We start from the raw sequence: 12,559 nt of genomic DNA on the forward strand, positions 1-12,559 counted from the left end.
GCGTCTGGCGGTCATCGGGATCTTGCCTTCCATAGGGCAAGCCTGCTCCCGTTTGTTGGGAGTTCGCGCTCAAAGTCTTTGAGGCACCGCCTGGTTCTACGCGCTCAAAATAGCTGAGGCACGTCGACGGTTGACACGAACACAGAATACCGTTGCTATGCTAGATTGAACTCTCGCCTGGCTAACGAAAGTGGTGTCCATCAATGGAAATGGTTGTTCTCGTCGACCACGCGGGTGATCCTATCGGCGTCCAGAGCAAGGCCGATGTCCATGGCCAGTCAACTCCTCGACACTTGGCGTTCTCGTGTCACGTCGTCGACGAACAGGGTCGCCTCCTGGTCACACGGCGCGCGCTCAAGAAGCGGACATGGCCTGGAGTCTGGACGAATTCCTTCTGCGGTCACCCTGCCCCCGGTGAAACGCTTGAGGACGCAGTCAGCCGACGCGCCGAGTTCGAACTCGGTCTGAGCATCGACCACATCACCTGCGCCATCCCCAATTTCAGCTACGTGGCCCGTGATGCTTCGGGAATCGAAGAGAACGAGCACTGCCCTGTCTTCATCGCCCGAGCCGTATCGTCACTGACACCGAACCCCGCCGAGGTAGCTGAGGCTCAGTGGACGAGCTCTTCAGAACTGAAGTCGGCGATCGATGCGGCTCCCTGGGCTTTCAGCCCTTGGCTGGTCGAACACTTCACTGAGCTCCAGCCGCTCATTGCCGAACACATCGTCGAAGCTGAAGACGATGACTGACTCGGCCACTCCCATCGGTGACATCGCATTCTCGTTCGAGGACCGGCTCGCACAAGTGCTCGCGGAGGCACGGAAGCGGTCTCGCACCGTCTCTGCACAATACGGACAGCTCTGGGACTCACTCACACACATGGCCACGGGCGGAAAGCTGATCCGGCCACGAATGCTGCTCGACGCGCACGCGGCCCTGGGCGGCAGAGACGAACATGCCGCCGTCGACGCAGCCTGTGCCATGCAGCTGCTGCACATCGCCCTCGTCATCCACGATGACGTGATCGACAATGACACGATCCGTCGCGGTGAAGCGACGATCTCCGGGGAGTTCGCGTCCGAAGCCATGTCGCGCGGCGCGCTGCGACGCGATGCCAATGCGTGGGGCATCGCAACATCGATTCTTGGCGGTGATCTCATCCTCACCCTCTCCCATTCGCTCCTCGCCCGCCTCGACATCGAGGACACCAAACGACGGGCCATCCTCGACATCTTCGATGACACAGTCGTTGAGAGTGCCGCCGGTGAACACTCCGATGTGTGGTTGAGCCTGCATCTCGAAGGGGCGAACTCTCCAGACGTCCTGGCCATGGTCGATCAGAAGACCGCAGTGTATTCGTTTCAAGCACCGCTGCTCATCGCGGCCGTGCTGGCAGGTGCCGACAGTGGCCTCATTGACGATTTGGCGAACATCTCCCGGCAGATCGGTGTGATCTACCAGCTGCGCGACGATGTCCTCGGACTGTTCGGTGACGAACGGGAGACGGGGAAATCCAATGTCAGTGACCTCCGTGAGGGCAAGGAGACCCTCTTGATCACGTTCGCTCGCTCCGATCCGTCCTGGCCAGAGGTTCACACCCTCTTCGGGGATAGGATGCTGAGCAACGCCGATGGTGATCGGCTGCGGAAAGTCATCGAGGAATCAGGAGCACTCGTGTTCGTCGAATCAATGATCACCCAGCGCTGCGAGAACCTGTATCGGCTCATCGGCGAGGCGGCCCTCCCGCCAGCGTTGAGCAACCAGCTGATCCAACTGACCTCCGACGCCAGCTCACGCACCGCATGAACTCGGTGAGCATGCGAAAGGCGGTGGGGACACATGATGAGACCGAACCCCGAGTCGGCCACGACGGAACCATGTGGAGGATACGCTCCTACGAGGCCGCCACAACTGTGCTGCGTGCGCGTCATCAGACTACTCAGGCAGGGTTCACCGCCGAAAAGATCCCGCGCGGGTACTTTCGGCAACACCCCATACTGATCTCCGACGGCGACGATCACGATGTACAGCGCAGAGAAGTCGCCCGCTACTTCGCCCCCGCCGTGGTGTCTGCGAAGTACGGGGATTTCATCAACAAGCGTGCTCAAGCCCTCGTCGACTCCGCCCTCGCAAACGGTCGACTGCGCCTCGACGAGGCAGCTCTGAACTATTCGGTCGAAGTCACAGCCGAAATCGTGGGCCTCACGGACTCCCCCATCGACGCGATGGCCAAGCGTCTCGTCGGGTTCTTCAGACAGCCACCTGTCGACCTCGCCGCCCCCGCGATGGGCCGAACGCGTCGCCAATGGATCCAGGCGGCCGTCAACGGCCTCGTGCCCATCGGCCGGTTCTACATCAGCGATGTGCGCCCGGCGATTCGCGCCCGGCGCGACCGACGCCGCGACGATGTGCTCTCGCATCTGCTGTCCGCCGGTTACAGCACCGCTGACATCCTGGTCGAATGCGTAACCTACGGCACAGCCGGCATGGTGACCACTCGCGAATTCATCACCATGGCATGCTGGCATCTGCTGACGAACGACGAGCTTGGCCGTCGCTACACCGAAGCCTCGCAGCCCACCCGCCTGGAGATCCTCGAAGAGATCATCCGCCTCGACCCAGTCGTCGGCCACCTCTACCGGCGGGCCCAAGCCGACATCGAAGTCTCAGACAACGGCTGCCCCTACACCATCCCCGAAGGCGACCTGATCGATGTGTGCGTGAGACAGACCAACACCGACCCGCAGGCGATGGGGGCAGCCCCGGAGACGGTCATCCCTGGGCGCGACCTGAGACGGGGAAGCGCCGCGACAGGGCTGAGCTTCAGCGACGGAGCCCACACGTGCCCGGGTCAACCATTGGCTCTCTACGAAACCGATGCCCTTCTGCACAAGGTCCTGGCTACTCGCCCACGCATCCTTCGGGAGCCCACCATCAGCTGGGACAACGTCATTGAAGGATACCGTCTGCGTGGCTTGGACCTGAGTCTGATGACGAGATCACGCCCTGTCACAACGAGAATGACAACATGAGCGCCTTCGAATACCTGCTGCTGATGGGCGCCTGTCTGCTGATTACGCTTCCTCTCGAACTGCTGTTCTCCGCCCGGGTCTACCGTCGCCCAAAGCTCCTCATCGGATCTCTCATCCCGATCATCCTCGTCTTCTCCCTCTGGGACATCATTGCAATTGACCGAGACCATTGGACGTACAACCAGCAGTTCGTCACCGGCATTCACATCGGCAACCTGCCGCTGGAGGAGCTTGTCTTCTTCATAGTCATTCCGATCTGCGCCCTGCTCAGCTACGAAGCGGTCGGCACTGTACTCAAATTCGTGGCCAAGAAGTCCGGAACCAGGGCTGGCAGAAAGTCCGGGAACCGGAAGGACGGAGGCGATGTTGCCTGAATATACTGTCATGACGGTGGTCGGCATCGTCATCGTCATCGGTCTTGAGATCTTCGTCTTCCGCAGCGGGATCTTCCGACGAGGCCAGTACTGGGCAGCGCTGGCCATCTGTCTGGCCTTCCAGTGCCTGGTCGATGGGTGGCTGACCAAACTCAGTGATCCCATCGTCAGGTACAACCCGTCGCAGTTTCTGAACGTGCGTTTCCCCTGGGACATCCCGATCGAAGACTTCGGTTTCGGGTTCGCCATGATCACATCTGTGCTCATGCTGTGGCAGTGGCAACTCAACCGATCGCGTAAGGACACCCAATGACACAGAGACGCCGGCCCAGAGATCGCTTCGCCGAGAGAATCCAGGGCCCGCAGGGACGGCCGCGACTGCTTCGACCCAAACGGGTCACCATCATCGGCGCCGGCATCGCCGGACTGGCTGCAGCCGCGATTTTGGCCGAACACGGCGCCGAGGTCACGGTCATCGAGAAGACCGACTACCTCGGCGGCCGAGTGGGCGCCTGGCCGGTCGACGACGAACGGACCATGAGCCGAGGATTCCACGCCTTCTTCCGGCAGTACTACAACCTGCGCGACCTGCTCAGCCGCGCAGATCCCGAAGGTGAATGCCTGCGGCCCGTCGACGACTACCCGCTCATCCATCGCCGAGGCTCGATGGACACGTTCGCCTCAATTCCCCGCACCCCGCCGTTCAATCTCCTCGGTTTCGTCTGGCAGAGCCCCACCTTCCCGATCAGAGGACTCCGCGACGTCGATATCGCTGCCGCAGTCGAACTCATCGACGTCGAGTTCCCCGCAACGTACAGCTACTATGACGGCGAATCTGCCGCCGACTTCCTCGACCGGTTGCGCTTTCCCGACGAAGCCCGCCATCTGGCGCTCGAAGTCTTCGCCCGCTCCTTCTTCGCCGACCCGACAGAGTTCTCTGCGGGTGAGCTCGTGGCCATGTTCCACACCTACTTCACCGGTTCAGCGGAAGGGCTGCTCTTCGACGTCCCCGTCGATGACTACGACACAGCTCTATGGGCACCGTTGGGCGGCTACCTCGAGTCACTGGGGGTCACGATCGAGACGGGGACGACCGTGACCTCGATCGATCCCACCGAGTCCGGATGGACGACCACGACCGGAGAGGCGAACCTGGAAAGTGATGCCGTCGTGCTCGCAGTCGATCCTGCCGCTGCCCGCGATCTGCTCAGCGCAAGCCATGACTCGCTCGTGGACAGCGCACCCGCGGCCCAACGGTGGATGGAGACGATCGGCTCACAGACCAACGCTCCCGCGTTCGCAGTGCTGCGACTGTGGCTCGGCACGCCCGTGGCCGACCACCGACCGGCCTTCCTGGGGACAAGCGGGTACGACCTCCTTGACAACGTGTCCGTACTTGAGCGCTTCGAGGCCGGAGCCAGAGCGTGGTCCGAATCCCACCACGGTTCGGTCCTCGAACTCCACGCTTATGCCCTTGAAGGCGATTCATACGACACCGAGCGTGGGAGGGCGGACATCGTTGCGCGGCTTCTGTCAGATCTGCATCACGTCTACCCCGAAACCGCAGCCCTGACCATCGTTGACCAGGAGCTGCTCATCGAAGCGGACTGCGGTCTTACTGACACCCGCCCGTGGGAGGACAGGCCCGAGCCGTCCACCCCGATCCCCGGGCTGGTGGTCGCCGGAGACTATGTGCGCTGCAATACCCCTGTGGCCTTGATGGAACGTGCCGCCACGACTGGTTATCTGGCCGCCAACCACCTGCTCTCTACCTGGAGGGTCGAGGGGACGGACCTGTGGTCGCCACCGACCCGAGGCCTGCTTCGGCGTGGAGTGCTCGGGCTCATCAGGAGACGTCGATGACCATGCCCCGTCGAAGACCATCACTGCGAATCATCGAGAGGAACCCATGAAAGCTCCGTGGAAACGCTATCTCCTTCCGGCCGCCATGTGCGCTGCGGCAGCAGGAATCGGGGCATTCGGGACGAGAGTCGACTCCGACTGGTACAAAAGTGTCACCACACCGGCGTGGCAGCCCCCGGGCTGGGTCTTCGGACCCGCATGGTCGACCCTGTACACGTTGACGGCAGTCGCCTCCGGACGGGTGCTCACGCGCCTGCCCAACAGCCGGGACCGCCGCGCCTACCTGGGCGAGTTGGGCGCGAACATGGCGGTCAATGTCGCATGGAGCTGGCTGTTCTTCTCCGCCCGTCGCCCGGATGCGTCGCTGGTCGACTCCCTGATCCTAGAGGCCTCGACGCTGAGGCTGCTGAGGAAGGCGGCTGCCGTCGACAAGACTGCAGCGCTCATGCTCACCCCCTATGCGACCTGGGTGGGGTTCGCGACTGTTCTCAATGGAGAGATCCTCAGACTCAATCCAGATGAGATGCCTCGATCTCTGAGTTGCACCCGGACAGCAGGTCGCTGATGAGCACAAGCGGTGAGGACCTCACTCTGGTGTGGTTTCGTGACGATCTGCGGGTGGCCGACCATGAGGCCCTCACCGCGGCGCGTGCCGATGGACGCGTCATCGCCGTCTGGATCCGTGAGACCCGCGACGAGGAGGGTCTGGGGCCCAGGCCCTTGGGCGGAGCTTGCCGGTGGTGGGCACACGAATCGCTGACCGTGCTCCACGAGGAGCTCTCCGACCTCGGCATTCCTCTGCTCTTCGCCGCGGGCCGGGCGGAAAAGATCATTGTGCAGCTGGCCAGCAGCCTCGGCGTCACCGCTGTTCGCTGGACGCGCCGCTACGCATCCGCTTCCCGTGCTCTCGACGGCCAGATCAAGACTGTGCTCAACGATCAGGGCTTCACGGTCCATTCCCACACCGGAGCCCTCCTCGTCGAACCGTGGACGGCTGCCCCGCAGAGCAGTGACCACTACAAGGTCTTCACCCCGTTCTGGAAGGCCGTTGCCGGACGCGATGTCGGTGACGTGCTGCCGAAGCCGCAGGCACAATCACCGCTGAGCCAGACACTGCTCAGCAGAGCGCATGAGTGCCCGGCGGTGATGGAACTCGACGGGCTGGGACTCCTCGACGGCACAGAGACAGGAGCGGGTGAAGCCGCCGCAGCCTCAGGCCCCCGCTGGTGGCAGGACACCATCGCCGGCCACTGGTCGCCGGGCCTGCGCGCGGCTGAAGACCAGCTCGATGACCTGTCCGCGATCATCGACGGCTACACCACCAGCAAGGATGTGCCCTCTGACGCGGCGAGCACCTCGCGGCTCTCGCCCAGGCTGCGGCACGGAGAACTGTCCCCGCGACAGCTGCTCCAGGCCGCTCGGACGACCAGTTCGCTCACCCAGGACGACCGCGCGGCATGGATCCGTCAACTCTACTGGCGAGAGTTCTCCTGGCACCTGACCTACCACTATCCCCACATCGACTCTGCGCCGATCAGACCCGAGTTCCACAACTTTCCCTACGAAGATGATGACGATGCTCTCACCCACTGGAGAGCGGGGACCACCGGGTATCCGCTCATCGATGCGGGAATGGCACAGCTGTGGCAGACCGGGTGGATGCACAATCGGGTCCGCATGGTCACGGCAAGCTTCCTGACCAAGAATCTCCTCCAGCATTGGTGGTTTGGAGAACAGTGGTTCTGGGACACCCTCGTCGACGCCGATGAAGCCAACAACCCGGTCTCATGGCAGTGGGTCGCCGGAAGCGGTGCCGATGCCGCGCCGTATTTCCGAGTCTTCAACCCGGAGCGACAACGCGAACGCTTCGACCCCGACGACGCCTACATCGAGGACTGGCTCCCCTACACTCCGGCGACAGCTCCGCCTCCCCTCGTCGATCTCAGGCAATCACGGCAGGCAGCCCTGAGTGCCTACGACCACATGAAGAACAGGTCCACAACCCGCGACAACCCCGGGGAGTCCTGACATGGTGAACCAAAGGAAACAGGTTCCCCGGCTCACACACGACGACGACAGGATGGCAAGTCGAACATGAGAGTACTGCTGGCAGGATGCGGAGATCTCGGAACCCGTTTGGGCCTGAATCTGGTGCGCAAGGGTCATGAGGTCATCGGACTGCGGCGACATACTGAGTCACTTCCCGCCTCGTTCACTCCCTTCGCGGTCGATCTCACCCGGCCCGGCACGGTCAAAATCGATGACATCGATGCAGTGGTGATCACTCTCACCCCCGATGAGTACACCGATGACGGTTATGAACAGACGTATCTGCGCGGGGTTCAGGGCCTGATCGGTGTCCTGGAATCCACGCCTGAGCGTGTGATCCTCCTGTCCTCGACTCGAGTCCTCGGGAGTGCATCGCCGGGCGCTGTTGCGAATGAATACTCCCAACCCCGCCCTGACTCGAGTCCCGCCCGTACTCTCTGGGAGACCGAGAATCTCATCAGGGACACCTTCGCGTCTGCGTTGATCATTCGGGCAGCAGGCATCTACGGGCGGGAGAATGCTCGACTCATCGAGGGGGTCCGCTCGGGTCGGCCTGTGAACTACCGACGGTGGACCAACCGCATCCACCATGCCGATCTGGTCCGGGCGCTCGAGGCTCTTCTCTTCAGCTCTGATGCTCCACGGCTGATGCACGCCGTGGACTCGTGCCCCGTGCAGCTGGGCGAAGTCGTCGAATTTCTGGCATCCGAGCTCAACGTCTCGCCTCCGCCAGACCTCTCCGCGGAACCCACAGAGGGTAAGAGACTCGAGAACACCCGATTCCACGAGTTCCTCGGATCCTTGGAATTTCCAACGTACCGAGAGGGATATTCTCATCAGCTGCGCACCGGAGCATAAGCCGGTCATCGACTGACAGTCGGTCTTTACTCCCGTGTGTCTGTGACCGGCAGCGGTCCCGGACTCGAATCCCCCCGAATGTGTTTGAGGACCAGCTCAGCGCTGATCAGACACATCGGCACGCCCACCCCCGGCGCCGTCGTCGCACCTGCGTAGTAGAGTCCATCCACCTTTTTGGAGGCATTCTGCTGGCGGAACATTGCGCTCTGGCGCAAGGTGTGAGCTGGTCCGAGCATCCCTCCCAGCCACGAATTGTAGTTGCTGGAGAAATCCGTCGGCCCCAATGTGCGGCGGAATCTGATCCGATCTCTCAGGTCGGGGATGTCGGCCCATTCAGCGATCTGGTCGATGGCCTGGTCGGCTGCACGCTCGATTCGCGGATCCCCCTGCCCGTCGTCTCCCCCCGCCCCGAGTCCTGCATCTGCCGGCACCGGGATGAGAATGAAGAGATTCTCGCAGTCGAATGGCGCCACGTTCGGATCGGTGTGACTGGGTTTGCACACATATGCCGACGCCGGAGAGGAGATCTTCTGCTGCGACCCGAAGATGTCGTCGAAGTTCGTCGACCAGTCTTCGGTGAAGAACAATGAGTGGTGGGGAAGCTGTGGGACTTCGCCTTCGACTCCGAGAAAGACCAGGACGGCGCCTGGCCCGCTTGTCACCTTCTGCCACCAGCTCTCGGGGTAGCTGCGTTCACCCTCGCCCAAGAGCTGCGTCTCCGTGTGGTGGAGGTCAGCGGCGGAGACGACGATGTCACAGTCGTGAAAGTGTTCGCGACCGTCTTGATCCTTCCATGCGATGCCGTTGGCAGATCGTCGTCGGCCACTTTCTGACACGGTGGATATGTGTGTGACGGTGGAGTCGGTGCGCACTCGCACCCCTGATTCCTCGACAAGTCGGGTCAGAGCATCGACGATGGTCCTGAACCCTCCCATCGGGTACAGCACTCCATCGCTGAGGTCGAGGGCACTCATCAAGTGATAGAGGGCCGGCGCCTTCCTCGGGTCGGTGCCAAGGAAGATGGCCGGGTACTGGAGGATCTGCCTCAGCACCGGATGGTGGAATGAGCGAGAGGCGTGGCGTTCCAGAGAGGTGGTCAACAGCCGAGCCAGCGCGGGGAGCGCGGTGAGCAGCTCTGCCCTGAGAATCGATTTCGGGGAGGTGAAGGGGTTGTACAGGAAGTAGTCGATCGCTAAGTCTTTGGTGGCCTTGGCCGAGTCCAGATATTTGGCCAAGGTGGCCCCGCTGCCGCGTTCGATTCGCTCGAAGGTGTCGATGATCTCGGCCGTGCCGTGAGGAATCGTGACCGACTGTTCCCGCCGAGCCTGCGAAGCGGGACTGAACACGGTGTAGGCAGGATCGAGTGTGCGCAGGTCGAGCTCGTTGGCCGCCGTCGTACCGAGAAGGTTGAAGAAGTGTTCGTAGACCTCCGGCATCAGATACCACGATGGTCCTGTGTCGAATCGGTAGCCGTCTTCTTCGATCGAACCGATCCGCCCGCCCAGAGTTGAGTTCTGTTCAAAGAGATCGACGCTGTGGCCCTCACGTGCCAACAGTGCTGCCGTAGCCAGTCCTGCCGCACCTCCGCCGATGACGCCGATGCGCTCAGTCATGCTCTGTTCTCCTTCGCCGTGGCCAGCAGCGCTTTCGCCGTGAGTTGAGCTTTGAGGGCGTTTGGGATGCGCACACGCTCCCGATAGAGACGGTCGACGGGGATGTCTGCGATCTTGTCGTTGAGTGCGGTGAAGAGTGCCGCGGCACTTCTCACCGCGGCTCTGGCATCTTTTGGCAGCAGTGCAATCGTGTCGTCGGCGTTGGTCAGCTGCTGGCGAATCGTCGTCACCCATGCGCTTTTCTCGGTCTGGGTGAGTCGGGTTTCAGCGGTGAGGTAGCTGCGGCCAAGTCGCAGACTGTCGTCGGCTAAGTCGCGGAGGAAGTTGATGTTCTGGAATGCGGCTCCAAGCTGACGGGCACCGTATTCGAGCTCCTCGATCTGGGCCGGTGTTCGGGATTGACCACACAGGAAGACCTTGAGGCACATGAGACCGACCACCTCGGCGGAGCCGTAGACGTAGGCCCGGTGTTCGTCCTGATCGAACCCGCGGACCGGGGCGAAAGGCTCACTGGGGGTTTCCAGGTCCGCTCTCATCGAGGCGAAGAAAGGTTCGATGAGATCGCCGGTGATTCCCGTCGCGTTCGCGGTCTGGGCGAAGGAGTGGATGATGAGGTTGTCGCTGACGCCATGTCTGAGTCCAGCGCGAGTCGCGGCGACGAAGTTCTCGAGCATCTCATGCTGCTCGCTCGTGTCGAGGCCCGCATCGGCGGCAAGACCGTCAACGATCTCATCGGCGATTCGGACGAGAGCGTAGATATTGCGGATGTGATGACGGTGAGAAGGTCCGAGCAGCCGGGTAGCCAGTCCGAACGATGTCGAATAGTTCGAGATGACGGCCTTGGCTGCCTGTTGCGCCGTTCGGCTGAAGACGTCGTAGGCAGGTGAGCTGCTCACCGCGCAGCACCTCCGACCGACTCTGATCCTGCCATGGCGGCGTTGAAGCGAATGTGGGCAAGGCGAGTCGAGACATCATTGACACCACTGGCGCTGCAGCGGCTGCGTGTGAAGAACATAACTGCTAGCTTAGCTAACGAAACAGCTTGCGACCTTGATTGTCAGGGCTTTTCTGCAGCCCGAGCGATGTTCTTCGCCATGGCTGGAAAGATGAACCTGTGGAAGGGCGAGACAAACGCCCAATACAGCTGGCCGCGAATGCCCTTGGGAATGAAGATCGCCCTTTGCCTCAAGTCGCTGCCACCCCCGGCCTTGCTGATGGTGAATTCAAGCCATGCCCTACCAGATACCCGCATTTCTGCTCTCAGCAGCAGGCGATGCCCCGACTCAAGCTCTTCGACTCGCCACCAGTCAACGGGGTCGCCGACTCGAAGACGGTCCGGTAGTCGCCGTCCACGGTTGAGGCCGGCACCGCCGACGATCTTGTCCCATACTCCCCGTACCCGCCATGCCAACGGCCACGAGTACCAACCATTTTTCCCACCAATGCCTTCAATGACCGGCCAGAGCTGTCCAGGAGTCAGATCAGGAAAATGCAGTGTCCGATCATCGGTGAAAACGCGTGCTCCTGCCCAATCGGGATCATTGGGCAAGGGCTTCGCCGCCTGGTCGAGTCCTCCAGCCACGGCGGCCCAATTGGTGTCGACAGCACCCTCGGCTTCACGCTGGAGGGCCAGGCGCACGGACTGTTCGTAGCCGAGCAGACCATCGGGGGGAGGGGGAATGACCTCGTCGATGTCGCTGTCCTTGGTCACAGCGTTCTCCTGCAGCGATTGGACGAGCGGCAGGGTCAACGTGAATGGCAACGGGGTGACGAGACCGACCCAGATGCCCGACAAGGTCGGAGCAGGCAACGGCAGGACGAGGACATGCCGGGGTTTGAGGCCAGCAATTGCACCGAACCTCTTCATGATGTCCGCGTATTTGTGGACATCATGTGATCCGATATCGAAGGCGCGGTTGACGTCTTCATCGAGGTCGACGGCCTTGAGTAGGTAGTAGAGGACATCACGCACGGCCAGGGGTTCGACACGGTTGTTGACCCAATTCGGTGCAGGCATCAGCCTCAGCGTCATGGCGAGGTGACGAACCATTTCAAAGGAAGCCGATCCCGACCCGATGATGATGCCCGCCTGAAACGCAATCGTCGGCACTGGCGAGTCGAGGAGAATACGTCCGACATGAGCCCGAGATCTCATGTGCATGGACAGGTCCGCCTTGTCGGGATGGAGCCCGCCGAGGTAGACGATGCGTCGAACCCCGGCAGCCTCGGCCGCCTCGGCGACCCGACGGGCCGTCGCCGCCTCCTTCTTCTCGAAGTCGTGCCCCGAGCCCATCGAGTGAACGAGATGATGGATGACGTCGACCCCGGTGGCGGCCTCGACGAGACCGTCCCCATCGTCAAGATCAACACGATGGACCTCGACCTGATCCACCCATGGCACCTGCTCGAGCTTCTGCGGTGTCCTCACGGCAACACGAACTCGGTGACCGGCCTGGAGCAGACGAGGGACGAGCCGTCCCCCGATGTAACCGGTAGCCCCCAGCACGAGCACGGTTCGAGGATGTGGGGAGGGGACGATGGTTTCGGGATGAGATTGTGCCATGCGCGAATCCTTAGGAGTCATCATGCTCGGAACTGCAGTGATGCAAGACTAACCCACTGCGGCACTGCACACGTGAACTAGGGCATGTCTCCTTTATTGGCGGAGCCATGTCAGGATCGCGCTGATCACGACGGCCGCTCGATAGGTGATGGCGAGCTTGTCGTATCTCGTCGCTAACCCCCGCCATTGCTTGACGTAGGCAAA

The 12,559-nt window shown here is 61.9% G+C and carries 12 protein-coding genes and 1 pseudogene; 9 read left to right on the plus strand and 4 right to left on the minus strand.

Annotation, left to right across the window (positions count from 1 at the left end):
* The first annotated feature begins 209 nt into the window (after positions 1–209).
* The 9 genes from idi to BAUR9175_RS18710 all read left to right on the plus strand — a co-directional run bounded on the left by idi (position 210) and on the right by BAUR9175_RS18710 (position 8,179).
* Entirely contained in the window at positions 210–752 is a 543-nt protein-coding gene (gene idi / locus BAUR9175_RS18670; protein WP_101584935.1) for an isopentenyl-diphosphate Delta-isomerase, read from the plus strand.
* A complete protein-coding gene (locus tag BAUR9175_RS18675) occupies positions 745–1,809 on the plus strand; it encodes a polyprenyl synthetase family protein (RefSeq protein ID WP_164743199.1) in 1,065 nt (354 codons plus the stop codon). The genes idi and BAUR9175_RS18675 overlap by 8 nt, the downstream gene beginning before the upstream one ends.
* Positions 1,810–1,820: 11 nt before the next feature.
* Positions 1,821–3,035, plus strand: coding sequence for a cytochrome P450 (locus BAUR9175_RS18680; protein ID WP_101584937.1), 1,215 nt, complete (start codon positions 1,821–1,823; stop codon positions 3,033–3,035).
* Positions 3,032–3,409, plus strand: a complete 378-nt coding sequence (crtYc, locus tag BAUR9175_RS18685) for a lycopene beta-cyclase subunit alpha (protein WP_101584929.1) — start codon at positions 3,032–3,034, stop codon at positions 3,407–3,409. The genes BAUR9175_RS18680 and crtYc overlap by 4 nt, the downstream gene beginning before the upstream one ends.
* The gene (gene crtYd, locus BAUR9175_RS18690; protein ID WP_069600781.1) at positions 3,399–3,722 is read left to right on the plus strand and encodes a lycopene beta-cyclase subunit beta CrtYd; all 324 of its coding nucleotides are present in this window, start codon (positions 3,399–3,401) and stop codon (positions 3,720–3,722) included. The genes crtYc and crtYd overlap by 11 nt, the downstream gene beginning before the upstream one ends.
* A complete protein-coding gene (locus BAUR9175_RS18695) occupies positions 3,719–5,272 on the plus strand; it encodes an FAD-dependent oxidoreductase (protein WP_069600782.1) in 1,554 nt (517 codons plus the stop codon). Before crtYd ends, BAUR9175_RS18695 begins: the two co-directional genes overlap by 4 nt.
* A gap of 46 nt (positions 5,273–5,318) precedes the next feature.
* The gene (locus tag BAUR9175_RS18700) at positions 5,319–5,837 is read left to right on the plus strand and encodes a TspO/MBR family protein (protein ID WP_101584931.1); all 519 of its coding nucleotides are present in this window, start codon (positions 5,319–5,321) and stop codon (positions 5,835–5,837) included.
* Positions 5,837–7,300, plus strand: a complete 1,464-nt coding sequence (locus BAUR9175_RS18705) for a cryptochrome/photolyase family protein (protein WP_096146403.1) — start codon at positions 5,837–5,839, stop codon at positions 7,298–7,300. Before BAUR9175_RS18700 ends, BAUR9175_RS18705 begins: the two co-directional genes overlap by 1 nt.
* A gap of 66 nt (positions 7,301–7,366) precedes the next feature.
* The gene (locus BAUR9175_RS18710) at positions 7,367–8,179 is read left to right on the plus strand and encodes an SDR family oxidoreductase (protein ID WP_101584933.1); all 813 of its coding nucleotides are present in this window, start codon (positions 7,367–7,369) and stop codon (positions 8,177–8,179) included.
* Positions 8,180–8,205: 26 nt separating this feature from the next.
* Here the strand turns inward: BAUR9175_RS18710 and BAUR9175_RS18715 are convergent, their stop codons facing one another.
* The 4 genes and pseudogenes from BAUR9175_RS18715 to BAUR9175_RS19825 form a co-directional block, all read right to left on the minus strand.
* Complete coding sequence (locus BAUR9175_RS18715; RefSeq protein WP_069600786.1) at positions 8,206–9,792, minus strand: phytoene desaturase; 1,587 nt, start codon at positions 9,790–9,792, stop codon at positions 8,206–8,208.
* The gene (locus tag BAUR9175_RS18720; protein WP_083248824.1) at positions 9,789–10,688 is read right to left on the minus strand and encodes a squalene/phytoene synthase family protein; all 900 of its coding nucleotides are present in this window, start codon (positions 10,686–10,688) and stop codon (positions 9,789–9,791) included. Before BAUR9175_RS18720 ends, BAUR9175_RS18715 begins: the two co-directional genes overlap by 4 nt.
* A 161-nt stretch (positions 10,689–10,849) precedes the next feature.
* On the minus strand, positions 10,850–12,355 hold the full coding sequence (locus tag BAUR9175_RS18725; protein ID WP_069600788.1) for an SDR family oxidoreductase: 1,506 nt from the start codon (positions 12,353–12,355) through the stop codon (positions 10,850–10,852).
* 93 nt (positions 12,356–12,448) lie between these two features.
* Positions 12,449–12,559, minus strand: a pseudogene (locus BAUR9175_RS19825) (IS5/IS1182 family transposase); the annotation flags it as partial.

Origin of the sequence: Brevibacterium aurantiacum, from assembly GCF_900169065.1 — a bacterium.
GTDB lineage: Bacteria > Actinomycetota > Actinomycetes > Actinomycetales > Brevibacteriaceae > Brevibacterium > Brevibacterium aurantiacum.